The organism is Amycolatopsis ultiminotia, assembly GCF_039536925.1.
GTDB lineage: Bacteria > Actinomycetota > Actinomycetes > Mycobacteriales > Pseudonocardiaceae > Amycolatopsis > Amycolatopsis ultiminotia.
Map to the genome: position 1 here is coordinate 327,705 of NZ_BAAAZN010000004.1, position 22,240 is coordinate 349,944.

At 70.6% G+C, this 22,240-nt stretch carries 22 protein-coding genes; 12 read left to right on the plus strand and 10 right to left on the minus strand.

Features of this window, described 5'->3' with window-relative positions; all coding sequences use genetic code 11:
• Nucleotides 1-2: 2 nt before the first annotated feature.
• Entirely contained in the window at nucleotides 3-995 is a 993-nt protein-coding gene (locus tag ABD793_RS11945; RefSeq protein ID WP_344858744.1) for a DUF5937 family protein, read from the minus strand.
• A gap of 160 nt (nucleotides 996-1,155) precedes the next feature.
• A complete protein-coding gene (locus ABD793_RS11950) occupies nucleotides 1,156-2,472 on the minus strand; it encodes an MFS transporter (RefSeq protein WP_344858746.1) in 1,317 nt (438 codons plus the stop codon).
• Nucleotides 2,473-2,568: 96 nt separating this feature from the next.
• On the opposite strand from ABD793_RS11950, the gene ABD793_RS11955 reads away from it, so the two are divergent.
• Complete coding sequence (locus tag ABD793_RS11955) at nucleotides 2,569-3,180, plus strand: TetR/AcrR family transcriptional regulator (RefSeq protein WP_344858748.1); 612 nt, start codon at nucleotides 2,569-2,571, stop codon at nucleotides 3,178-3,180.
• A 206-nt stretch (nucleotides 3,181-3,386) separates the two neighbouring features.
• Here ABD793_RS11955 and ABD793_RS11960 read toward each other — a convergent pair whose 3' ends face one another.
• Together ABD793_RS11960 and ABD793_RS11965 are read right to left on the minus strand one after the other, a co-directional pair.
• A complete protein-coding gene (locus ABD793_RS11960; protein WP_344858750.1) occupies nucleotides 3,387-3,599 on the minus strand; it encodes an acyl-CoA carboxylase epsilon subunit in 213 nt (70 codons plus the stop codon).
• Between the two features lie 7 nt (nucleotides 3,600-3,606).
• Nucleotides 3,607-5,244 (minus strand): acyl-CoA carboxylase subunit beta, encoded by a 1,638-nt coding sequence (locus ABD793_RS11965; RefSeq protein ID WP_344858752.1) that lies wholly within the window; start codon nucleotides 5,242-5,244, stop codon nucleotides 3,607-3,609.
• A gap of 70 nt (nucleotides 5,245-5,314) precedes the next feature.
• Here ABD793_RS11965 and ABD793_RS11970 point away from each other — a divergent pair, with 70 nt between their 5' ends.
• Nucleotides 5,315-6,133 (plus strand): GNAT family N-acetyltransferase, encoded by an 819-nt coding sequence (locus tag ABD793_RS11970; RefSeq protein WP_344858754.1) that lies wholly within the window; start codon nucleotides 5,315-5,317, stop codon nucleotides 6,131-6,133.
• A 16-nt stretch (nucleotides 6,134-6,149) separates the two neighbouring features.
• Here ABD793_RS11970 and ABD793_RS11975 read toward each other — a convergent pair whose 3' ends face one another.
• Nucleotides 6,150-6,851 carry an NAD(P)H-dependent oxidoreductase gene (locus ABD793_RS11975; protein ID WP_344858756.1) on the minus strand — a complete coding sequence of 234 codons (702 nt, stop codon included), beginning with the start codon at nucleotides 6,849-6,851 and terminating at the stop codon, nucleotides 6,150-6,152.
• A 70-nt stretch (nucleotides 6,852-6,921) separates the two neighbouring features.
• Here ABD793_RS11975 and ABD793_RS11980 point away from each other — a divergent pair, with 70 nt between their 5' ends.
• Nucleotides 6,922-7,905, plus strand: a complete 984-nt coding sequence (locus tag ABD793_RS11980; protein ID WP_344858758.1) for a GlxA family transcriptional regulator — start codon at nucleotides 6,922-6,924, stop codon at nucleotides 7,903-7,905.
• A 156-nt stretch (nucleotides 7,906-8,061) separates the two neighbouring features.
• Here the strand turns inward: ABD793_RS11980 and ABD793_RS11985 are convergent, their stop codons facing one another.
• Nucleotides 8,062-8,997: an NBR1-Ig-like domain-containing protein gene (locus ABD793_RS11985; RefSeq protein WP_344858760.1), complete on the minus strand. Its 936-nt coding sequence runs from the start codon at nucleotides 8,995-8,997 to the stop codon at nucleotides 8,062-8,064.
• Nucleotides 8,998-9,079: 82 nt separating this feature from the next.
• Nucleotides 9,080-9,943 carry an alpha/beta fold hydrolase gene (locus ABD793_RS11990; protein WP_344858762.1) on the minus strand — a complete coding sequence of 288 codons (864 nt, stop codon included), beginning with the start codon at nucleotides 9,941-9,943 and terminating at the stop codon, nucleotides 9,080-9,082.
• 906 nt (nucleotides 9,944-10,849) lie between these two features.
• On the opposite strand from ABD793_RS11990, the gene ABD793_RS11995 reads away from it, so the two are divergent.
• From ABD793_RS11995 to ABD793_RS12005, 3 genes are all read left to right on the plus strand, one after another.
• Complete coding sequence (locus ABD793_RS11995; protein ID WP_344858764.1) at nucleotides 10,850-11,167, plus strand: hypothetical protein; 318 nt, start codon at nucleotides 10,850-10,852, stop codon at nucleotides 11,165-11,167.
• An 89-nt stretch (nucleotides 11,168-11,256) separates the two neighbouring features.
• On the plus strand, nucleotides 11,257-12,012 hold the full coding sequence (locus tag ABD793_RS12000) for a class I SAM-dependent methyltransferase (RefSeq protein ID WP_344858766.1): 756 nt from the start codon (nucleotides 11,257-11,259) through the stop codon (nucleotides 12,010-12,012).
• 182 nt (nucleotides 12,013-12,194) lie between these two features.
• The gene (locus ABD793_RS12005) at nucleotides 12,195-15,137 is read left to right on the plus strand and encodes an ATP-binding protein (protein ID WP_344858768.1); all 2,943 of its coding nucleotides are present in this window, start codon (nucleotides 12,195-12,197) and stop codon (nucleotides 15,135-15,137) included.
• Between the two features lie 24 nt (nucleotides 15,138-15,161).
• On the opposite strand, the gene ABD793_RS12010 is transcribed toward ABD793_RS12005, so the two are convergent.
• A complete protein-coding gene (locus ABD793_RS12010; protein WP_344858770.1) occupies nucleotides 15,162-15,536 on the minus strand; it encodes a VOC family protein in 375 nt (124 codons plus the stop codon).
• A gap of 541 nt (nucleotides 15,537-16,077) precedes the next feature.
• Complete coding sequence (locus ABD793_RS12015) at nucleotides 16,078-17,172, minus strand: C40 family peptidase (protein ID WP_344858772.1); 1,095 nt, start codon at nucleotides 17,170-17,172, stop codon at nucleotides 16,078-16,080.
• 80 nt (nucleotides 17,173-17,252) lie between these two features.
• On the opposite strand from ABD793_RS12015, the gene ABD793_RS12020 reads away from it, so the two are divergent.
• The 6 genes from ABD793_RS12020 (at nucleotide 17,253) to ABD793_RS12045 (ending at nucleotide 21,421) form a co-directional block, all read left to right on the plus strand.
• Entirely contained in the window at nucleotides 17,253-18,062 is an 810-nt protein-coding gene (locus ABD793_RS12020; protein WP_344858774.1) for a biotin--[acetyl-CoA-carboxylase] ligase, read from the plus strand.
• A gap of 89 nt (nucleotides 18,063-18,151) precedes the next feature.
• Nucleotides 18,152-18,739 (plus strand): PH domain-containing protein, encoded by a 588-nt coding sequence (locus ABD793_RS12025; protein WP_344858777.1) that lies wholly within the window; start codon nucleotides 18,152-18,154, stop codon nucleotides 18,737-18,739.
• Nucleotide 18,740: 1 nt separating this feature from the next.
• Nucleotides 18,741-19,682: a hydroxymethylglutaryl-CoA lyase gene (locus ABD793_RS12030; RefSeq protein WP_344858779.1), complete on the plus strand. Its 942-nt coding sequence runs from the start codon at nucleotides 18,741-18,743 to the stop codon at nucleotides 19,680-19,682.
• Nucleotides 19,683-20,246 carry a GNAT family N-acetyltransferase gene (locus ABD793_RS12035; protein ID WP_344858781.1) on the plus strand — a complete coding sequence of 188 codons (564 nt, stop codon included), beginning with the start codon at nucleotides 19,683-19,685 and terminating at the stop codon, nucleotides 20,244-20,246.
• A gap of 81 nt (nucleotides 20,247-20,327) precedes the next feature.
• Entirely contained in the window at nucleotides 20,328-21,158 is an 831-nt protein-coding gene (locus ABD793_RS12040) for a TNT domain-containing protein (protein ID WP_344858783.1), read from the plus strand.
• Nucleotides 21,155-21,421 carry a hypothetical protein gene (locus tag ABD793_RS12045; protein WP_344858785.1) on the plus strand — a complete coding sequence of 89 codons (267 nt, stop codon included), beginning with the start codon at nucleotides 21,155-21,157 and terminating at the stop codon, nucleotides 21,419-21,421. Before ABD793_RS12040 ends, ABD793_RS12045 begins: the two co-directional genes overlap by 4 nt.
• Here ABD793_RS12045 and hisN read toward each other — a convergent pair.
• The gene (hisN, locus tag ABD793_RS12050; RefSeq protein ID WP_344859216.1) at nucleotides 21,415-22,206 is read right to left on the minus strand and encodes a histidinol-phosphatase; all 792 of its coding nucleotides are present in this window, start codon (nucleotides 22,204-22,206) and stop codon (nucleotides 21,415-21,417) included. The genes ABD793_RS12045 and hisN overlap by 7 nt on opposite strands.
• Between the last annotated feature and the right edge of the window lie 34 nt (nucleotides 22,207-22,240).

Genomic DNA, 22,240 nt, shown 5'->3' on the forward strand with positions numbered 1-22,240 from the left:
GGCTAGTGCGGTCCGGCGTCCAGCAGCTTCAGTCCCAGTTCGGTAGTGCGGTACAGGACGCGACGCCCGCAGCGCTCGCCGACGACAAGCCCGCCGTCACGCAGGACCCGGATCTGCTGCGACACGGCGCTGGGTGATACCTGCTGCACCCGGGCGAGATCCACTGTCGTTGCCGGCGATCGCAACGCCGCCAGCAGATCGGCTCGCCGCCGGCCCAGCAGACGAACCGTGCTGCGTCCGGCCACGGGATGCATTCCGGTGGCCCACAGTGCGCCGACACCTCGAGCTGGATAGCGCAGTGTCGGGTGGGTCGTGCTGTGCAGCTTGATCAGAACCCGCGGCGGGCCGAGCGCAACCGGGGAGAGCACCAATCCTCCGGGGAGCTTTCCGGGAGACGGCCGATCGTCGCCGTCGAGGGTGAGCTGCCCGTCGTTCCAGCGGAGATCTTGATGCAGCTCGGTGAAGAGCTTCCCGGCACCGCCACTGGCCAATTGCCGTGCTCGGTAGGCGATATCGGCGTCGAGGACGGCTTGCAGGCGAGACCAGTGCGGCGCGACGAGCCGGTCGTGGGCCCGACGCAATTCGGCGGCGATCACGCGTAGCCCGGCAGCGGGGTCCGCGGCGAGCTTGCGGGCGACGGCCGGAGGGCGGTCGCCGAAGGTTCCGCGGAGACTGCGGCGAACCTGGGCTGCCGTGGTCCGCTGCAGCGCGGCGAGCGCGTCGTCGATCGTGGTTGCCGCACGAGCAGGCGCCGGGAGGAGAAACTGCGGCCAGCTCGTGCGGCCGTGCACGATCAGCGGCCAGGTCCAGGACAGGTCGAGAGGCCGGGCGGCGACCTCGTCCGCAGCCCACCGGACCCAGCGCAGATGACGTTGCCGTCCCTGTCCCCACCCGTTCCCCAGGATCTGCAGCCCCGAGATGGTCTCCGACAGCGGCGAGATGGCGAACCGGGTGCTCGCCAGGTCGCCGATACTCAGCTCCAGAGTCAGCGGCATGGCTCCGAGTATGTACGACCGAGCTGCCGGATTGGAACACACGTTCGATTGGTGATGCTTGCCGGTATGACCGAACGCGTCGCCGCCGGGAGTGCGGCTGTCCGTGTCGGCGACGGCGTGTTCGTCTTCGGTCCGGGGCGTGGCAGGCCTCGTGGCTGGGTCAGGAGGTGGTCTGGGTTGCCTGCCGTAGTTCGGCTCTTGCGGTGCGGGCTCGGGGGCTCCACAGGGAGAACCAGCCGGCGATGGCCGTTCCGACGGTCAGGGCGGTGGCGCTCAGGCCGAGGGACCAGTGCACGCCCACTGCGGAGCCCAGGATGCCCACGGTGAAGCCGCTGCCGGCGCGGAGGCCGTTCGCGGAGACGTTGTACACGCCGATCACGCGGCCTCGTTCGGACGGTTTTGCCAGCAGCTGCACCACTGTCTGGCCGATCGACATCGACGCCAGGTTCGCCACCCCGCCGATCAGCAGCATGACGACGGCCAGCGGATAGCTCGCGGTCATCGCGAAGAACAGGCTGGAAAGGCCGTAGACCGCGGTGCTCACCACTGCAGCGGGCACGCTCGGTTTGATCCGGCCGGTGGCTTCCAGCAGGATCCCGCCGATCACCCCGCCGACGCCGTTGGCGAACAGCAGCACGCCGTAGGCGGTTCCGGCGCTGCCCGCGCCGAGATCCTGGGCGAAGATCGGCATCGAGGTCTGCATCGAGGCACCCACGAAGAACGCGCCCAGCCCGCCGAGCACGACCATGCCCACCATGGTCGGGTTCGCGCCCACCTCGCGCAGCACCCGCACCGAGTCCAGCAAGGTCAGCCGCTGCCGGGGCACGCCGCCGTCTCGCGTGTGGCCGGTGAACTTCGTGCGGAACAGGAATGCCGTGAGCGGCAGGTAGAACGCCACGTTCACGAGAAGACCGGCGACCGGGCCGAGTCCGAGCAGCAGTGCCGAGCCGACGACCGGTCCGAACAGGATGCCGAGGCTGCGGAAGGTGGCGTTGAGCCGGATCGCGCTCGGCAGCTCCGTCGGACCGACGAAATCGTGCAGCATCAACTGTTCGCCTGCTGCCCACACGGAGCCGGCGAACCCGTGCAACACCAGCAGTACGCAGGCCATCCACACCTGCAGCGTGTCGGTCAGGATCAGCACCGCCCAGGTCGCCGAGACGAGCATGAACAGCCCTTGTCCGGCCTGGATGATCCGGCGGCAGTCGTACCGGTCGGCCAGTCCGCCGAAGTACACCGAGAACAGCAGGAACGGCACCCAGTGGCTGATCACCTCGAACCCGCTGAGCGCGGGCGAGTGGAACTTCTCCCACAGCACCCAGTAGGTGATGACGTGCTCGATGTTGTCGGCCATCATCGCCAGTGCCGCGCCGAACAGGTACGGGCGGCAGTCCTTGTTGTACAGCGCGGCGAACTTGCGCGGCGCGGTCGCCGCGGCCGGTGAGGCTTCGGCGGCCTCCGGCACGTGCGTCGGCACACCACAGGCGGAACACATGGTCGGGGCCCCCTTTTCGTCCCGTTCACCGTAGGCGCAACGTTGCGTCTTGTCTATAAACCGGATACGCTCCCCTGCGTGAGCGAGGTCACTACATCCGCAGGTCGTCGGCACCACGGGAACCGGTTCGGCCGCAGTGAGCAGGCTCGGCTCGCGGTGCTCGAGGCCGCGGACGACGTGCTGGCCGAGTACGGTTTCGCCGGGCTCACCATCGAGCGGATCGCGGCAAGGGCCGGGGTGGCCAAGCAGACCATCTACCGCTGGTGGCCGTCCAAAGTGGACATCCTGCTCGATGCGCTCGGCGAGGACCTCGCCGAGGACCTCGTCCCGCCCGACCACGGTGACCTGCGCCGGGACCTGCGCGAGCACCTTGCGCACCTGGCCGGTTTCCTGACCATGGCCGACACCGGTGCGATGGTTCGTGTGCTGCTCGGCCAGGCCCAGCACGACCCGGCACTCGCCGAGCGCCTGCGCAGCCAGCACCTGAGCGTCCAGCACGCACGCGACCGCCTGCCGTTCGAACGCGCCATCGCACGCGGTGAACTACCGCCGGACACCGACGTGAGCCGTGCGGTGGAACGGCTCGTCGGGCCGATCCACTACCGCGTTCTGGTCACCGGTGAGCCGGTGACCAGCGAATTCACCGACGAGCTCGTCGATCGCCTGCTCGGTGAACCCGCCGGTGGGTAGCGCGCCGGGATCGGGCCTGCGAAGCGATCGGTGAGTCGGCCAAGGCCCTGCACAAGACGGGCGAGAAGCCCGGCAAGGCCGCCGAGCAGTACGAGCCCGAGGAGCCCGTCCTCGGACGGCTCAAGAGCTCGACTCGATGTGTCCGCCCGCGGTCGGCGCGAGCCGTCGGGGAACTGAGCACGAGCAATCCGTTGCTCGCCTCGGCCTCAGCGCGGTAAGGCCGAGGCGCGCCAGGCTCCTTCGCCTGGTGCCTGCGGGGCGTGGACCGCGGTGGCGCGGTCGCCCCACCACGAGGTGCGCCGCTTCTTTCCGGCAGGTGCCGGGGTAGCGGCGGCCGCGGCCACGACCGCGGTGAGCGCGGCCAGTTCGGCGTCGTCCGGATTGCCGCGTACCACGCGGAGCAGGGGGGCGTCCGTCATCGCTGCCTCACAGAGGGATGTTGCCGTGCTTCTTGGGCGGCAAGGACTCTCGCTTCGTACGCAGCAAGGCGAGAGCCTTGGCGACGTGGCCACGCGTGTGCGCGGGCGCGATCACCGAGTCGACATACCCGCGCTCGGCGGCTGCGTACGGGTTCAACAGCGTGTCCTCGTACTCCTGGATGAGTTCGGCCCGCAGCGCGTCGACGTCGCGGCCCTCTTCGGCGGCCTTCGCCAGCGTCTTGCGGTGCACGATGTTCGCCGCGCCCTGTGCGCCCATCACTGCGACCTGCGCGGTGGGCCACGCCAGGTTGACGTCGGCGCCGAGGTGCTTCGAGCCCATCACGTCGTACGCACCGCCGTACGCCTTGCGCGTGATCACCGTGACGAGCGGGACGGTGGCTTCGGCGTAGGCGTAGATCAGCTTCGCGCCGCGCCGGATGATGCCGTTCCACTCCTGGTCGGTGCCCGGCAGGAAGCCCGGCACGTCGACGAAGGTGAGCACCGGGATGTTGAACGCGTCGCAGGTCCGCACGAACCGGGCGGCCTTCTCCGAAGCATCGATGTCGAGGCAGCCGGCGAACTGCGTCGGCTGGTTCGCCACCACGCCGACGCTCTGACCGTCCACCCGGCCGAAGCCGACCAGGATGTTCGGCGCGAACAGCTCGTGCACCTCGAGGAACTCGCCGTCGTCGAGCACCCGGGTGACGACCTCGTGCATGTCGTAGGGCGTGTTCGGCGAGTCGGGGATGAGCGTGTCCAGCTCGCGGTCGGTGTCGGTGACGTCGTCGAAGAAACCGGCAGGCGGCTGCTCCGCGTCGAACTCCGGTGGTGTCGACAGGTTGTTCTGCGGCAGGTAGGAGAGCAGTTCCTTGACGTAGCCGATCGCGTCCTCGTCGTCGGAGCCGAGGTAGTGCGCGACGCCGGACTTGGTGTTGTGCGTACGCCCGCCGCCGAGTTCTTCAAAGGTGACGTCCTCGCCGGTCACCGTCTTCACCACGTCCGGGCCGGTGATGAACATCTGCGAGGTCTCGTCGACCATCACCACGAAGTCGGTGAGCGCGGGGGAGTACACGTGCCCGCCCGCGTTCGCGCCCATGATCAGTGAGATCTGCGGGATCACCCCCGACGCCAGTGTGTTGCGCCGGAAGATCTCGCCGTACAGGCCGAGCGAGACCACGCCTTCCTGGATACGCGCGCCGCCGCCCTCGTTGATGCCGATGATCGGGCGGCCGGTCTTGATCGCCAGGTCCATCACCTTGACGATCTTCTCGCCGTACACCTCGCCGAGTGCGCCGCCGAAGACCGTGACGTCCTGGCTGAACACGCAGACCGGGCGGCCGTCGATGGTGCCGTGGCCGGTGACCACCCCGTCGCCGTACGGACGGTTCTTCTCCAGCCCGAAGTTCGTGGAGCGGTGCCGCGCCAGTTCGTCGAGTTCGACGAAGGACCCCTCGTCGAGCAGCAGGTCGATCCGCTCGCGGGCGGTCTTCTTGCCCTTTGCGTGCTGCTTCTCGATCGCCCGCGCCGAACCGGCGTGCACGGCCTCGTCGTAGCGGCGATAGAGGTCCGCGAGCTTGCCGGCCGTGGTGTGGATGTCCGGTTCTTCCTCGGGCGGCGTCCCGAGCGGCTGCGTCGCACTGCTCATGGAGCGGAGCTTAACTACTGTGCGGTCGCTGCGCGTGTGGCGTAGGCCTCCTCCGGCATAGGCTGGCCGGGTGCCGATCGCCGACCTGCCCGTCCGTCCGCTCGGGCCCGCCGACCTGTCCGCCTGCCTCGACCTGGGAGCCGATCGTGGCTGGCCACGGGAGCGCCGGAAGTGGTCGATCCTGCTCGACGTCGGCCGCGGGTTCGGCGTGGACGCGCCGGACGGCGGACTGGCCGCGGTCGCGATCCTGACCCGCACCGGTCCGGCCGCCACCGTGTCGATGGTCGTGGTGGCTCAGCGGTACGGCAGGCAGGGGCTCGGCGCCCGGGTCATGGCGCACGCGCTCGACGCGGCCGGCGACGCAGTGGTCTCCCTGCACTCGACCGAAGTCGGCCGTCCGCTGTACGAGTCGATCGGCTTCGTGCTCGACGGCGGCTGCAGTGACCACCGGGGCCGGTTCGAGGGCGACGGCGGCCCGCTTTCGCGGCCGATCGGACCCGCGGACGTCAGGCGGGTATCCGAACTGGACACCGAGGCGCAGGGTTTCGCCCGTCCGGAACTGCTGGACCGGCTGTTGTTCGAGGCGGAACACGTGCACGTGACCGACCACGGCTACGCGCTCGGCACAGTGCACGACGAGGTCACGGTGATCGGCCCGGTCGTCGCCGCCGACGAGGAACAGGCGCGCGCCCTGATCCGCGGCGTCGCGCTGGCCGCAGACGGCGATCTCCGGCTGGGCGTGGACGATCGTTTTCCCGAGCTGTCCGCCTGGTGCCGGAGCCGTGGTCTGGCCGTTCACCGACCGGCTCCGCGGCTCGTGCTGGGCGGGAAACCGTTGCCGGGCAAGGCGGAAATGCGGTTCTCGCCGTACAACCAGGCGCTCGGCTGAGCCCAGGCCAAGGTGGTCACCCTGCCCGGTGCACGCCGAATCCGCTCTCGCCGGGTGCCAGGTCGGCGCGCAGCACGAGGTTTCGGTCGTAGTCCCCGCCGTTCTGCGTGCGGAACGGCAGCGGCTCGGTGGTTTCCAGGGAATGCAAGCGTTTGCGCAGCTGTTCGGCGGCGACGTCGTACTGCTCCTGCGTCATCCGGTTCGCGCTCAGCACGGCGACCGGCGGCAGCACGGACATCCCGGTGTAGAAGAAGGTGCCGTGCTGCAGGCCGAACAGCAGGTCCTCCAGCGGGCCGTTCACGCCACGCGGACCGAGGCTCGCCTCGCTGCCTCCGGCAGTGACTACGACAAGGGCGCGTTTGCCTGCCAGCGTGCCCTCGCCGTAGCGCAGGACCCGGCCGTCTTCGTCGCGTACGTCGTAGCCGTAGCCCTGGATCAGGACACGGTCGAACCAGCCCTTGAGGATGGCCGGCGTGCCGTACCACCAGAGTGGGAACTGGAACACCACGGCGTCTGCCCAGGCGAGCTTCTCGTGTTCGGCGCGCACGTCGTCCGGCGCGGTGGCGATCTTGTCGACCACCGGGTTCCAGTGCATGGCGTACAGGTCGGACTCGCGGACCTGGTGGTCAAGGGAGCGCAGCGTGGCGATGCCCTCGTCGCGGAGCGAGCCGTTCAGCGACTGCGGTTCGGGATGGGCGAAAATCCACAACACGTTCATGGCTCCAGCGTGCCGACCTGTGCGGACGCGAACCAGTGGCCCGATAGCCAACCTGTGTCAGAATCGGGCCATGTCCGCTTTCCTGCATCCCGATCGGCACAAGGTCGCCGTGCTGGTGCGCCACGGCATGCTCCTGATGGAGCTCGGCATCGTGCACCGGCTGTTCGGACAGGCCCGCTCGGCCGAGGGCGAGCTGCTGTACGAGGTGATCACCTGCACGCCGGAGCCCGGCCCGGTGCGTACCGACACCGACCTGACCATCCCGGTGCCGCAGGGGCCGGAAGCGATCGCCGAGGCCGACACCGTCGTCGTCACGGCGTCGTCGGCCGAGTACGAACCTTCCGGACGGTCGATCACCCCACCGGTCGCGTACGCGATGGGTCTGATTTCGGACGGTACGCGGATCGCGTCGATCTGCACCGGTGCGTTCGTGCTCGCCGCGGTCGGGCTGCTCGACGGACGGCGCGCGACCACGCACTGGCGTTCCGCCGACGAGTTCCGGCGGGAGTACCCGCAGGTACGGCTCGACCCGGACGTGCTCTACACCGAGGACGGCGATGTGTTCACCTCCGCGGGCGTCGCGTCCGGCATCGACCTGTGCCTGCACCTGATCCGGCAGGACTTCGGCGCGGCGGTGGCCAACGAGGTCGCCCGCGGCACCGTGGTGTCCCCGCATCGCGAAGGCGGACAGGCCCAGTTCATCCGCCGTCCGGTGCCCGAGCCGCGGACCTCCTCCACCGCCGCCGCACGGGCGTGGGCGCTGGAACACCTGCACCTGCCGCTGACCCTGCGGGAGCTGGCCGCGAAGGAAGCCATGAGCACCCGCACGTTCACCCGGCGATTCCGTGACGAGGTGGGCATGTCTGCGGTGCAGTGGCTGACCCAGCAACGGGTGGAACGGGCACGGCAGCTGCTGGAGGAGTCGGAACTGCCGATCGACCGGATTGCCACCGAAGCCGGGTTCGGCACCGCAGCGTCGCTGCGCCAGCACCTGCAGAGTGCGCTCGGGGTCTCGCCGAGCGCCTACCGCATCACGTTCCGCCGGACCGCCTGAAGCCGACGGTCCGTGGCAACGTCCGGCGCTGCCACGGACCGACCCCCAGTGGACCTCGAAGACGGCGGGAGGACGCCTTCGCCGCGTCTCCATCCTGGCCGGGCGGGCCGGGTGTCCGGTACCTGCGGAGCCGGGTCTTACAAAATCTGACAGAACTCAGGGCGCCACAGTCACCAGGACGTACACCGGACGTCGCGTGGTGAAGAGCTGAGCGCCCGAGGAGTCGACCATCTTCCAGCCGATCCAGCAGCTGCCCGGGTGGTCCGCCGCGGTGACCGGGACGCTGACCATCACGTGTTCACCCGGCGCGGTGTCGCCGACCAGCACCCGGTCCGGGGTGCGGCAGCTGCCCGGCGCGGGGGGCAGGTCCATCCGCTGCAGGTAGCGCTCGTGCCAGGGCACCGAGCCGCTGTTTTCGATCTCCCACACCTTCTGCACGGTCTCGCCGACGTGGATCGTGGTGCCGTCGGGGACGGTCACGTCGGTGACGAACCTGGAGTTGTCACCGGGGATGCGGGCACCGACATCACCGGTACTGGTACCGAGCTTCGGCACGACGACCGCGGCCACCGCGCCGAGCACCAGCACCACCACAGCGGCCATGGCCAGCGCGTACTTCCTCCTGGAGAGCCGTCGTGGCCGGAAGCCGGCGGCAGGTGCGGAGCTGATGACCGGCTCGACGCCGTCGCCCACCGGGGAGACGACCGCCGGCTCGGGACCCGATGCGGCGCTCGGGGTGCCGCTGGGTGCGGTGTCCGGTTCGGTGTCCGGCGGAGTGTTCGCCTGCGGCTCGGTGCGCTTCGCCGCGTCCGGTTCGGCGTCGGCCACCAGCGGCAGGCCCTTGAGCTCTTCCCAGCGCAGCCGCCACGGGAGCTCGTCCGAATCGCAGGCCCGGACGAACTCCCTGGTGGTGTCCCAGGACGGGAAGCGGGTTCCGCGTACTGCTTCGTGCAGGGTGGCGTGCGAGATCCGTCCCGAGCGTTCGGCCATCTTCCGGAACGATGGGTTGCCGGCCTTCCTCCGCAGGGCGGCCAGTTCCGCGGAGAGGACCTGGGCGGGGCTGCGGCCCGGATCGTCAGCTCCGTCGGCCATCGCACTCCCGGTTGTCAGATCCGCTGGTCTGGACAATTCTGACAGCTGGGTCCAGTGCCGCAGGGGGGACCCCGGTGCGGATTCAGCGGGCGAGCAGGTCCCGGAGTGCACTCGTCACGCGGCCCGGTGCTTCCTCCGCCATGAAGTGCCCGCAGGTCACGGTTTCGTGTACGCAGCCGGGTGCCCAGGTCCGCCAGAGTGCCGTGCCGTCGTAGCCGAGCGCGGCGCCCCAGTCCTGTTGCAGCACCGTGACGGGCATCCGCAGCTGATTGCCTGCGGCACGGTCGGCTCGGTCGTGTTCGAGGTCGACGCCCGCCGAGGCGCGGTAGTCGGCGACGATGGACGGGACGGCGTCCCGGCAGGCCGCGAGGTATGCGGCGCGGACGTCGTCGGGGATGGCCGCGCGCTCACGTGCCCACAGGTCGAGGAAGTGGCCGAAGAACGCGTCCGGGGCGGCGCCGATCAGCTGTTCGGGCAGACCGGGTGGCTGTGCCATGAGGTAGAGATGGAAGGCCACGGCCGCGTCGGCGCCGTGCAGCACGTCCCACATGTCGAGGGTGGGCAGCACGTCGAGCACGGCGAGGTGGGTGATCGCGGCGGGGTGGTCGAGGCCGGCGCGGATCGCGACGAGCGCGCCGCGGTCGTGCCCGGCGAGGGCGAACCGTTCGTGCCCGAAGGCCTTGGCGAGTGCGACGACGTCGGCGGCCATGGTGCGTTTGGCGTAGGCCTGCCCGTCCGGGTCTGCGGGTTTGCTGCTGGCGCCGTAACCACGCAGATCGGGACAGAGCACGGTGTGGTCGGCGGCCAGATCGGCGGCGACGTGCCGCCACATCAGGTGGGTCTGCGGGAAACCGTGCAGCAGAACGACCGGCGAACCGCTCCCGCCGACGGCCACGTTCAGCGAAACGCCCGCGGCGACCGGGACCTGTTGGTAGTCGAAATCCATCCGCCGAGCATCGGTGGGCGCGATCAGTATTCGATCAGCACCGACCGAGCGGACTCGGCCGCGAGCACCGGCTCGGACGGGCGCCAGCCAGGGTGCTGCGGGCCGGGGTGGGTGCCGGTTCGGGTGGCAACGGGCTGGCGTGGGCTGAGGTGGGCCTCGGCGGAGCGATGCGGGCGGGGGTGGGTGCCGTCCGAGTGGGTATCGGCGGAGCGATGCGGGCGGGGAAGGGTGCCGGTTCGGGTGGGTTCGGGCTGGCGTGGGTGCCGGCTGGCGTGGGTGCCGGCTGGGGTGGGTGCCGTCCGAGTGGGTATCGGCGGAGCGATGCGGGCCGGGGTGGGTGCCGGTTCGGGTGGGTTCGGGCTGGCGTGGGTGCCGGCTGGCGTGGGTGCCGGCTGGGGTGGGTGCCGGAGCATCGGGTCGGAAGGTGTTCCGGTGCTCCGGCACCCCCGCCGATGTCCGGCCGTGGTCGGGCAACAGCGGTGGTCAAGCGTGGCGCCGGGGGGTTGCTCTGCGTGCCGCCGACGGCCCCGGCACTGGTCGTCGCGGGCGGGTGGCGCTCACGTGCCTCGGGTTCGCAAGGACGCTTGCGGACGAAACACGGAATCCTTTCCGGCGAACTCTGGAATCGGGTGTTTCCGTGTTGAACGTAACAGGGTTCTCCTGGCCGAGATCCGGCTCGGAGTATTTCAGCCCCCGATTTTGCCTGAATGTTCCATCTGTGGCCAATTGCAGCGGCTGCGAATTCGCGACAGTTTGTGATGGAAGTGCACAGTGGATGCCGCGGTGGCCGTGTGGCCGGCGCCCGAAGGCTCGCGGCGAGGTGGGTCTGCCGGCTCGTTCGATGGGTCAGCCTGGATCGCGTAGGCCACTCGTTCGACTGGTTGTGCTGGGGTTTTGCTGGCCGGAGTGCGGCCGATCGGCGAGGCGCTGGGCGCGGCGGGCCTGCAGCCGGTGGGCGGGGGGTCGCTGTTGCGGCCGGGGGAGCAGGTGTTCTCGGCGATGCTGTCCGGGCTTTCTGCCACTTCGTCACCGATCCGGCCGCTACGGCTGCCGGCTCAAATCATCACCCGCCAGGCCGCGCTGCCCAAGCCGGAGCGGATCGCGTTGCTTGGCCAGCTGCTTTCCGGCCACGACCTGCCGTCGCGGTCCCGGGCCGCCGCCGTGATCGGTCTGCTCTGCGCACAACCGTTCAACCGGATCGCCCGGCTCACCGCGACAACCTGAACACCAGAACCCGAGACACTTGAAGACGCGACCTCACCAGTCAAGCGACCCTGCAGGCAACTTTGTCACCGCTGGGGCGTCCTGTCCGCATGAAGTCGACTTCGGAAAGCGGTGCGGTCTCTGCTGGTCCTGCCCGGGAGAACAGCTACGACGGTATCGCCGAGGGATATTCGGCCGAGAACGAGACCAGCCTGATGAACGCCTACTACGAACGGCCCGCGATGCTGGCCCTGGCCGGCGACGTGACCGGCCGGCGGATCCTCGACGCGGGTTGCGGCTCAGGGCCTCTGTTCGCCGCGCTACGCGATCGGGGCGCAGTCGTGACCGGTGTCGACGCGAGCGCAGGCATGGTGGAGCTGGCCCGGCGACGGCTGGGTGCCGAGGCCGACCTGCGGGTCGCCGATCTGGCTGATCCGCTGCCCTTCCCCGACGGTGAATTCGACGACGTCGTCGGGTCTCTGGTGCTGCATTACCTGCAGGACTGGGGGCCGACGCTGGCCGAACTGCGACGCGTCCTGACACCCGGCGGACGGCTCATCGTCTCGGTCGAACACCCCTTCGTCATCACCATGATGCAGCGCGAGGCCGGGGAAAAGCCCCACTACTTTCAGACCCGCAGCCGAACCGAAGAATGGACGCTGGGCGGCCAATCCGCCAGGTTGACCTTCTGGGACCGCCCGCTGCACGCAATGACCGATGCCTTCACCGCGGCCGGCTTACGCATCAACGTCATCAGCGAGCCGCCGCCCGCACCCGAAGCCCCCGAGCTGTTCCCCGACGAATTCCGGAAGCTCACCGGCACGAGGTTCCTGGGCTTCCTCTTCTTCGTTCTCCAAGCCGACTGACCAGGGCCGGCTACAGCAGCACAGACCCCTGGCCGCCACCTGGAGCCACTACACTCCGGTGGCCACACACCGTCACCTCCGCGGAGAACCCGCGACACTTGAATACGAGACCTCACCAGTCCGCGGTCCGGCACCGGTTTGCTGTGTGGCGGATTGGCGCCAGTGGCTACAGTACGGAGCCGATGGTGTCGTTCGCGGTGCTTGGTCCGCTGGTGGCCAGTGACGCGCGAGGGCCGGTGGCGCTGCACGGGCCTCGGCATCGCGCGGTGCTCGCACGTCTGCTGGTCGCGCGTGGTCAGGTCGTTTCGGTGGATGCGCTGGTCGACTCGCTGTGGCGCGAACCTGGTGCGGGTGCGGTCGGGGCGCTGCAGACGTTCGTGGGTGCCTTGCGGCGTTCGCTCGAACCCGGCCGGGCACCGCGGACGCCGGCGTCCTTGCTCGTCACCGAAGCGCCGGGATACGCCTTGCGCGCGGAACCGGACCAGGTCGATGCGTGGCGGTTCGAGGCATTGCTACGGAGGAATCCGTCCGTCGCGCAGCTCGACGAGGCGCTCGGCTGGTGGCGGGGCGAACCGTACGCCGAATTCGCCGACGAACCGTGGGCAAGGGCGGAAATCGCGCGGCTGGCGGAATTGCGGTCGCTCGCGTTGGAACGGCGTGCTTCGGGGCTGCTGGAACTCGGCCGGGCCGCGGAAGCGGTACCGGACCTGGACTCCCATGTGGACGCTCATCCGCTGCGGGAAGAGGCGTGGCGGCTGTTCGTCCTTGCGTTGTACCGCGCCGGTCGTCAGGGCGACGCGCTTGCCGCGTTGCGGCGTGCGCGGGCGGTGCTGGCCGCGGACCTCGGCGTGGATCCCGGCCCGGGGTTGCGGCAGCTGGAACAGGACGTGCTGACGCAGGCGCCACGGCTGATCCCGTCGGAGACCGCGCCGCGGGAACGGCTGGTCGGCCGGGAGCGGGAACTGGCCGAGCTCGCCGAGGCAGCCGGCCGTACGCGGCTTGTGCTGGTGTCCGGTGAGGCAGGCGCGGGAAAGACGGCGCTGGTCCGGGAATTCGCCGCACGGCTGGGCCGGACCACGGCGTGGGGACCGAATCCGGACGCCTCCGGAGTACCGCCTGCCTGGCCGTGGACGCGGATCCTGAACGCACTCGGCGAGCCGGTGCCGGCGCGGGAGCAGACGGGCGACCCGGCGGTGTCCCGGTTCCGCTGGCACCACGCGGTGGCCGCGCGGCTCGCGGAGGTCGCCGTCCGCGGCAGGCTGCTGCTCGTCCTCGACGATCTGCAGTGGGCGGGCGAAGAAACGCTGGCGTTGCTCGCCGCGGTCATCGCGGAGCCGGCACCGGTGCTCGTCGTGGCGACCTATCGGACCACTGAGGTGTCCGCGGAACTGTCCGCCGCACTGGGCCGGCTCGCGCGCGCCGACCCGGTGCGGCTGTATCTCGGCGGCCTGTCCGTGGCCGCGGTGGCGGAGCTGGTCGGCGACGGCCCGGCCGAGGTGATTCACCGGCGGACCGCGGGAAATCCCTTCTTCGTAAGGGAACTCGCGCGGGTGCTCGACGCCGAGGGCGACCTTCCGGACGGTATCCGCGATGTCGTCCGGCATCGGCTCGACAGCCTGCCCGAAGACGGCCGAGCTGTGCTGCGGAGGGCGGCCGTGGTGGGCGCCGAGATCGATCCTGGTCTGCTCGACGACGCGTGGGAAGAGCTGGAAATCGCGGTACGGACGGGATTTCTCGTGTCGACCGGGCCGCGGCAGTTCCGGTTCGCGCATTCCCTGGTCCGGGACGCCGTGTACGAGGACATCCCGTTGGCTCAGCGGGCGCAGCTGCACGCTGCGGTGGCCGAAGCGCTGGCACGTCGTCGGCCGTCGGAGGTTTCCCTTCTGGCGCACCATTTCCTGCGGGCCGGGGACGATCGCGGTGTCGGCTACGCGCGAGCCGCCGCGGAGCGCGCCGAACGGGATTTCGCACCGCACGAGGCGGTACGGTGGTGGCAGGCCGCGCTCGCGCACGGCCCGCGTACCGTCGAGCTGCTGATGGGACTCGCCCGCACGTCCGCGATCACCGGTTCGCTCGAGGCTGCCCGGCGATATCGCGCCGAGGCCCTCGACCTCGCCGGTGCCGATCTCGCTCTGACCACGCGGGTGCTGACCGCGTTCGACGTGCCGGGGATCTGGACCGACAACGACGACCCCGCGCTGGCTCGGCGGATCGCCGACGCCGCCGACCGCGTGCTGGCGACCGAACTGGAGCCGCCCGTGCGTGCCCGGCTGCTGGCGACGGTCGCGTTGGAGCTGCGCAGCGCCGGTGGCCCGCGCGCCCGTGCCGCCGCCGTCGAAGCCGAGCAGCTGGCCCGGTCGGTGGACGATCCGGCGTTGCTCGCGTTGGCGTTGAACGCGTTGTGGACGCAGTCGTGCACCCGCGCCGGGCTGGCCCCCGCACGCGCGCGGATCGGTACCGAACTGGTCGCACTGGCCGGCCGGCACCGGCTGGTGACTTTCGAGGTGCTCGGCCACCTGATTCTGGTGCAGGCGCACTCGGCGCTGGCGGATTTCACCGCGGCCGAGGCGCATGCGTCCGCGGCCGACCGCCTCGGCGAGGAGTACGACATTCCGCTGGTCGCGGTGTTCACCGAGTGGTACCGCGCGGTGCGCCTCGCGGTGACCGGCCCGCTCGCCGCGGCAGCGGCCGCCTACCGGGCGGCTGCGGCCCGGCTGACGGGCACCGGAATGTCCGGATTGGACCGTGGAATCCTGCCACTGGCACAGCACTGCCTGTATCTGCAACACGGCCGGGTGTCTACTGTGGATGTTTCGGGTTGGCGCACCGAACAACCGGATCTGCTGCTGGAACTGCGTGCCTGCCTGGCTGTGCCGGGCGCCCGCACGACTGCCGAACGACGCCGTCTCTACGCCACGCTCACCCCGGCGGCCGCCGAACTGGCCGGCGCGGGCTCCGGTCTCGTCACACTGGGACCGGTCGCGCACTACCTCGGCGACCTGGCGGCAGCGCTGGATCTTCCGGCCGCCGCGCACTACCGCCAAGCCGCCGAAGTCGCCCGCCGGGCCGGAGCTCCGCACTGGGTGGCTGCGGCGGAGGAAGCCGCCCGGAACTCCGCCGCGTGACCCCCGGGCCGTTCGCGGACGTGGTTACAGGTAGGGCTTGGTGAGCATTTCGAATGCGTGCCCGGCGGGATCCTTGAAGTAGACCCCGCGTCCGCCGTGCCCGGTGTTCGTCTCGCCGGGGCGGGTCATCTGCGGGTCGGCCCAGTGCTCGATGCCGTCCGCGCGGAGCCGGGCGCAGGCACGGTCGAACAGCCCGTCGTCGACCAGGAACGCGTAGTGCTGCATCTGGATTTCCACCGGCGGTTCGGCGAACTGCACCAACACGCCGTCGGAAAGCTGGACGTTGGTGAACGGTCCCCAGGACGGTGCTTCCGGCAGTTCGAAGAGGGTGCGGAAGAACCGGGCCGATTCGGCGCGGTTCTTGGCGGCGATGATGGTGTGGTTGAACGTGACGGTCATCCGGCTGTGCTCGCTTTCGTTTCGGGATACGTGGCTGACGGTGCGGAACTCATCCGCTGCCGGGGAGGGCCACGCGCCCACGATGCGATCAGCTCGGCACCGGGTCGCCTTCCCGTGCATGGCTGCCAGCCGTCCCGGTGATCACGGCGGGAGCGTATGCCTCGCGTACGCCAGCCCGCAACGCAGTAAGCACCGGAAACGGCGCGGTCGGTTTCCGCCGGTCACCCGGCCGCGAACCGGTCCGAAGCTCGACCGCCGCAGCTGCTCCGCCGGCACCGACTCCGCCAGCATCCGGCAGCAGGTCGGCAGGTTCTCCGGGAATTCGACCGGCTTTCCCCGCGAACGGTGCACGTGCCAGCTGCGCAGAGCCAGGTCCGAGACCGGGAAGGCGAGCGCGCGGTGCAACAGGTCCAGCGCCCTCGGTGGCCGTCGTGGCGAGCTGCGCAGTCGCGGGGTCCATGGCCCGCGTCGTCGCTTCGGTGCTCGGCTGTCGCCGGTGATCCGCTCGCCCGTGGCGTGCGGAAACGCTGCGGTACTCGGGCTAAGCCGGGTGTCCCGCGCCGGCGTAGTCGTCGCCGGGGGTGTGGAAGGTGTGGATCTGGATGGCCTGTCCCTCGGTCGGTGCGTTGATCATCAGGCCGTTGCCTAGGTAAAGCCCCACGTGGTGGATGCGGGTGCCGGGGTTGCCGTAGAACACCAGATCGCCCAGCTGCGGTTCCTTGCCCGGTGGTACCGCGGGCATCGAGCGGAACTGGCTGTCCGCGGTACGGGGCAGGGCGACTCCCGCGCTGTCGTAAGAAGCCTTGGTGAGGCCGGAGCAGTCGAAGCCCGCGGCCCCGGCGTCCGGGCCGTTGCCGCCCCACACGTAGGGCAGCCCCAGCTGTCCCAATGCGAACCGGGTGGCGTGGACTGCCGGGGTGCCGGACTTGGCCGGGTCCAGCGACAACGTGGCGTACAGCTGCGCGTAGCCCAGGACCTGCTGCCGGAACAGCTCGAGACCGTTGCCGCTGTGGTAGCCGGCCATCGCCTTCCACCAGCCGTTGCCCGCGGTGAGGTCGACGTCGCCGGCGCACAGTGCGCGGCCGGCGGCGACCGCGGCCGACGCCGGGTCGGTCAGCGCGGGCTTGGCGATGCCGGTGATCTTCGAGCCGTACTTCTTCCACTGCGCCGTGCTGAGCCCCATCAGCGTGCCGTCGCGGCGGCCGTGGTCCGCGCCGGCCTCGCCGACCCCGGCCAGCGTGACCCAGGACAGGTGACAACCGGGGTCCTCGGTCCGCAACGCCAGTTCGCCGTTCGCGTAGCCGATCAACGCCGGTGCGGGAATGTCGAGTGGCCCGGCGAGCGAGTCCGCCCACTGCTGCAACGGCGACACCCCGCCACCGCCGGAGGCGCCCTGCGCCGGTTCCCGTGCGCGCAGCGGGGCGCTCGCCTCGAGGACGGACGGCCCCTTCGCCACCGGTTCGTCGGCGGCGGCCGCGGCCGGTGCCGGAGTGGCCGGCTCGCCCCGGTCGGCAACGATCCAGCCTGCGGTGACCAACCCGGCCACCAGCGGCAGCGCCACCAGGCCACGGTGCAGTGCGCCGCGGGCCCAGGAGGGCTTGGGCTGGGCAGTGGGGACGGCATCCGGCGGGGTCACGCCGTCCAATCTAGAAGAGCGCACCTGTGCTCAACGAGCGAGACGCTTGCACGTTAGGGGGACTCTCATATTGTGGGCGGATGGCTGAACTGGACGCGGCACGGCTGCGCGATGGGCTCACCGGCCGATACGCCAGGGTGGACGTGGTCGAAACGACCGGCTCCACCAATGCGGACCTGCGGGAAGCCGTCGAAAACGGTGCCGGGGACCGGACCGTGCTGCTCGCCGAGCAGCAGACCGCCGGGGTGGGCCGCCGGGCCAGGACGTGGAGCTCGCCGAAGGGCGCCGGGCTGTATCTGAGCGTTGTCCTTCGCCCGTCCGGCGTGGCGTTCTCCGCGCTCGGCTCGCTGTCGGTGGTCGCCGGGCTCGCGGTGCACGCGGTCGCTGTCGAAGCAGGTGTGGACGCGGTACTGAAGTGGCCCAACGACATGCTCGCCGGGCCGGAACGGGCGAAATGCGCCGGTATCCTCGCCGAGGCGGTCGGCGGGGACGCCGCCGCGGTGGTGCTCGGCATCGGGCTCAACGTGCTGCCGCTCGGTACGGACGTGCCCGCCGGACCGGGCGGACTGCCCGCGACGTCACTGGCCGAACAGGGTGCGACGACGACCGATCGCACCGAGCTCGCGCTCGCCCTGCTCACCCGCTTCGACGAGCTGGAACGGCGCTGGCGCCGGGTGTCCGGCGACCTCACCGCGGCCGGTCTGCTCGACGACTACCGGGCACACTGCGCAACGCTCGGACAGCAGGTGCGAGTGCAGCTGCCCGACGGGACCGCGCTCACCGGCCGGGCCGCCGATCTCGACGCGGCAGGTCAGCTGCAGGTCGACGGGCCGGACGGGCGCAGGCACACCGTGTTCGCAGGCGACGTGGTGCACGTGCGCCCGGCGTGAGACCCGAACCGGTGTCCGCGGGCTCACCCGGTCCGCTCGCCGGTACGGTGGATCCACCAGCACCGGCACACACCAGGGGAGCATCCGCCGTGGCCTATCCGGATGATTTGCTCAGCCAGAACGAGCACGTGGTGGTGCACAGCCACCCGCACTTCAAGATGCTGATCTTCCCGTTCGTCGGGTTCCTGATCACGGTCGCCGCGGCGATCTGGCTGCTCCTCGTGGCCGGCGACGCGCCGGGGCCGTGGAACAACGTGGCGATGATCGCCATCGGGGTGGTGGCGATCGTGCTCGTGGTGTGGCTGTTCCTCGCACCGCTGGTCCGCTGGCGCACCACGCACTTCATCGTGACCACCGACCGGCTGATCGCCCGCGAAGGAGTGCTGAAGCGCACCGGGATCGACATCCCGCTGTCACGGATCAACAGTGTGCAGTTCGAGCACGGCCTGCTGGACCGGGTCTTCGGCTGCGGCACGCTGATCATCGAGTCCGCCTCCGACGAGCCGCTGCGCTTCGACGACATCCCGCACGTGGAGCGCGTGCACACGGTGATCTACCGAGAGGTCAACGACAACCCGTACGACGACTACGGAACCGAGCCCGGCGAGGACTACCGCCCCGGGCCGACCGAGCCACTGCAGCCGCAGCGGCGTGCCCCGCGCGGAAGGCGGCGCTGACATGGGTGCCAGGGAAAACGGACTGCCCGAGCGGGTGCCGGTGGACGGACTGCCGCCGCGCGTCACGATCTGGGAGGTCGGACCGCGCGACGGACTGCAGAACGAGAGTTCGGTCGTGCCGGTGGAGGTCAAACTCGAATTCCTCGACCGGCTCGCCGGTGCCGGGCTGAGCACGCTGGAGGCGACCAGTTTCGTGCACCCGAAGTGGGTGCCGCAGCTGGCCGACGCCGAACAGCTGCTCGCCGGGCTCGACCGGCGGGAAGGCGTGCGGTACCCGGTGCTCGTGCCGAACGCGCGCGGACTCGACCGGGCGCTCGCCGCCGGGGTCGGGCACATCGCGATCTTCGCCAGCGCAACCGAGACCTTCGCACAGCGCAATCTCAATTCGACGCTCGACGACCAGTTCGCCATGTTCGAGCCGGTGGTCACCAGGGCAAGGGCGGAGGGCCTGGAGGTGCGCGGCTACCTGTCGATGTGCTTCGGTGACCCCTGGGAAGGCGTGGTGCCCGCCGAACAGGTGGTGCGCGCAGGCAAGCGGCTGCTCGACTTCGGCTGTTCGCAGCTCTCGCTCGGTGACACCATCGGCGTGGCGACCACCGGGCAGGTGACGCGGCTGATCGAGACGTTCGTGCAGTCCGATGTGGACGTCTCCGCACTGGCCGTGCACTTCCACGACACCTACGGCCAGGCGCTGGCCAACACCGAGGCGGCACTGCGCGCCGGGGTATCCACTGTGGACTCCTCGGCCGGCGGGCTCGGTGGCTGCCCGTACGCCGAATCGGCCACCGGCAACCTGGCGACCGAGGACCTCGTGTGGCTGCTGGAAGGGCTCGGTGTGGAGCACGGCGTCGATCTCGGCGCGCTGGTCGAGACCAGCGTGTGGATGGCAGGGCAGCTGGGCAGGCCGTCCCCCTCGCGGGTCGTGAACGCACTGGCCGGGTAGGTGCCCGAGTTCGTCCCGCTCGAGGCGGGCACCTGGCCGCTGTTCGAACGGCTCTTCGGTCCCGGCGGCGTGCAGGGCGGCTGCTGGTGCGCCTTCTTCCGGCTCACCGGACCGGAGTTCAGGGCAGCCGGAAGCACCGGCCGCAAGGACCACCTGCGAGCCGCGGCGGAAGCCGGGAAACCGTTGGGGCTGCTGGCACTCGTCGACGGGCAGCCGATGGGCTGGGTGGCCGTCTCGCCCCGCCCGGACAACCCGCGGCTCGCGCGGTCCCGGCTGCTCGCCTCGGACGCGCCGGGTGTGGTGTGGGCGATCACCTGCTTCTACGTCGACCGCCGGGGACGGCGCCGTGGGCTGGCCGGGGAGCTGCTGCGAGCCGCGGTCGGGTACGCCACCGAACACGGTGCCGAGGTGGTCGAGGGTTACCCCGTGGTCAACGGGAACCGGCCACCCGCGGACCTGTACCACGGCACTGTCGCCATGTTCACCGACGCGGGTTTCACCATGGTGGAGCAGCGCGGGCCGGCCCGCGCGTTGGTACGGCGCGAGTTGGTGTCCGCCCGATAAAGTGGGATCTCCCGCCGGGCCGGAACCGCGCGGCGGGATGGACGTCTTACCGGAGCCGGCGCGATCGAGAAGAGGGTGCCCGTGTCCGATCAGCTCGAACCGGCCGACACCGACGTGGCCACCGGGCCCGTGCGGGTGCCCGCGCAGTACGGCGGGCTCCTCGAACGCGGCTTCGACGACGTGCCGACGCCGCCGTCGGGTACCGGCGTGCTGCGCAGCCCGGCCCGCGGGCACCGGCCGCCGGTGGGCGCACCGCGAACCGATCGGGAGAGCGTGCTGGCGCTGTTCCTGGTTCACATGTTCCCGCTGGGGCACCTGCCGGTGGCCGCGGATCGCCCCGAACGCCAGCTGCCACCGCCGGCGAAGCCCGGTGCCGGAGGCGTGCGCTGTCCGCCATCCGACCACCCGGAGTCCGCGCTGCTCGAGGACACCGCGGTGCTCGGCTACGTCGAGCAGGGATTCCGTCGTTCGCCCACGCCGCCGGCAGATCCGGAGCCGCCGGAGGCGATCGTCGAGGACTACCGGCCACCCGAAGGCGCGGAGTGGGAGCAGCGGTTCGTCGCGGGTGCCGAATACGTGTGGCCGTCCGCGCAGCAGTTCCCGGAAGGCGGGACCGGCGAGCCGGAAGCGGTGGTGCTGGGCGAAGGCACGCTGCTCGACCGCTTCGGTGGCGAGCACGGCCGGGTCTTCGCCCCGGACGGCACGCCGTTCGCGCAGCGGTCGCTGCCCCCTGCCGCGCTGCGGTCCGGCTACCGGCGCTACCGCGTGCTGAAACCGGTGCCGATGTGGCGCTCGAACGTCGCGGAGTGGTTCGGTCAGCCGGGCGGCGGCCTGCGCTACCGGGCCGTGCTGGCCGCGGACGAACTGGTCACCCTCGGATTCCTGGCCGACATCACGCAGGAGGCGCGATGAACACGCAGTCGATTCAGCGGTGGCTGGACGTGATCGGCGTGCCCGGGGAGGTCGTCTCGGTCGGTGCCGAGGCGGACAACACCTGGTGCCTGATGCCGGCCACGGACGGCGCGGGCTGGGAGGTGTTCTGGCGGGAGCAGGGCAACCGCTACGACTGGGCCGCGTTCACCTCCGAACAGGTCGCCTGCCACTACCTGTTCGGCAGGTTGACCTGGTCGCAGGTGGCCCGTGGTGCGGTGGGCGTACTGCCCGGGACTCACTGACGCCGCAGTACCGCCAGCGCCTCGTCGTGCACGAGGCCGTTGGTCGACAGTGCCGAACCGCCTTGGTAGGTCGGCGCCCCGGACAGGTCGGTGAACCGCCCGCCCGCCTCGGTCACGATGACCTGGGCGGCGGCGACGTCCCACGGGTTCACCACGCACTCCGCGGCCACGTCCAGTGCGCCCTCGGCGACCAGGCAGTGGTGCCAGAAGTCGCCGAACGCGCGGGTTTCCCAGCACGCCTCGGTGAGCGCCAGATACTTCTCGCGCGAGTGGTACTCGGGCCAGGTGTTCAAGTCCGTCGTGGACAGATACGCATCCGACAGCGCGGAGACCCGGGACACCGACAGCTTCCGTTCGCCGGAGCCGTCTCGCAGGTACGCGCCGCCGCCGTGCGCGGCCCACCAGCGCCTGCCCAGCAGCGGCGCGCTGACCAGGCCGACCACCGGGGTGCCGTCCTCGACGAGCGCGATCAGCGTGGCCCACACCGGCACCCCGCGCAGGAAGTTCTTCGTCCCGTCGATCGGGTCGAGCACCCAGGCCCGGCCGCGGGCGTGCACGGTGCCGCCGCGTTCCTCGCCGAGTACCGCGTCGTCCGGCCGCTCGGCGGCGAGGATCGCGCGGATCGCGTCCTCCACCGCGGTGTCCGCGTCGGTCACCGGCGTGCGGTCCGGCTTCGCCGAGACCGCGAGGTCGAGCGCGCGGAACCGGGCGGTGGTGAGGGCGTCGGCGGCGTCAGCCAGCCGGGTGGCGAGAGTCAGGTCATCGTCGTAGCCGGGCACGGTCACGATGGTTTCACGCCGGTTCACCGTAAGGTTGGCC

Coding starts and splice junctions, on each gene's coding strand:
- ABD793_RS11985 (WP_344858760.1), bottom strand. CDS start 8,997: ATGGCCGACGGAGCTGACGATCCGGGCCGCAGCCCCGCCCAGGTCCTC.
- ABD793_RS11975 (WP_344858756.1), bottom strand. CDS start 6,851: ATGAACGTGTTGTGGATTTTCGCCCATCCCGAACCGCAGTCGCTGAAC.
- ABD793_RS11990 (WP_344858762.1), bottom strand. CDS start 9,943: ATGGATTTCGACTACCAACAGGTCCCGGTCGCCGCGGGCGTTTCGCTG.
- ABD793_RS12030 (WP_344858779.1), top strand. CDS start 18,741: ATGGGTGCCAGGGAAAACGGACTGCCCGAGCGGGTGCCGGTGGACGGA.
- ABD793_RS11945 (WP_344858744.1), bottom strand. CDS start 995: ATGCCGCTGACTCTGGAGCTGAGTATCGGCGACCTGGCGAGCACCCGG.
- ABD793_RS12045 (WP_344858785.1), top strand. CDS start 21,155: ATGAACACGCAGTCGATTCAGCGGTGGCTGGACGTGATCGGCGTGCCC.
- ABD793_RS12010 (WP_344858770.1), bottom strand. CDS start 15,536: ATGACCGTCACGTTCAACCACACCATCATCGCCGCCAAGAACCGCGCC.
- ABD793_RS12020 (WP_344858774.1), top strand. CDS start 17,253: ATGGCTGAACTGGACGCGGCACGGCTGCGCGATGGGCTCACCGGCCGA.
- ABD793_RS11965 (WP_344858752.1), bottom strand. CDS start 5,244: ATGAGCAGTGCGACGCAGCCGCTCGGGACGCCGCCCGAGGAAGAACCG.
- ABD793_RS11980 (WP_344858758.1), top strand. CDS start 6,922: ATGTCCGCTTTCCTGCATCCCGATCGGCACAAGGTCGCCGTGCTGGTG.
- ABD793_RS12005 (WP_344858768.1), top strand. CDS start 12,195: ATGGTGTCGTTCGCGGTGCTTGGTCCGCTGGTGGCCAGTGACGCGCGA.
- ABD793_RS11960 (WP_344858750.1), bottom strand. CDS start 3,599: ATGACGGACGCCCCCCTGCTCCGCGTGGTACGCGGCAATCCGGACGAC.
- ABD793_RS12000 (WP_344858766.1), top strand. CDS start 11,257: ATGAAGTCGACTTCGGAAAGCGGTGCGGTCTCTGCTGGTCCTGCCCGG.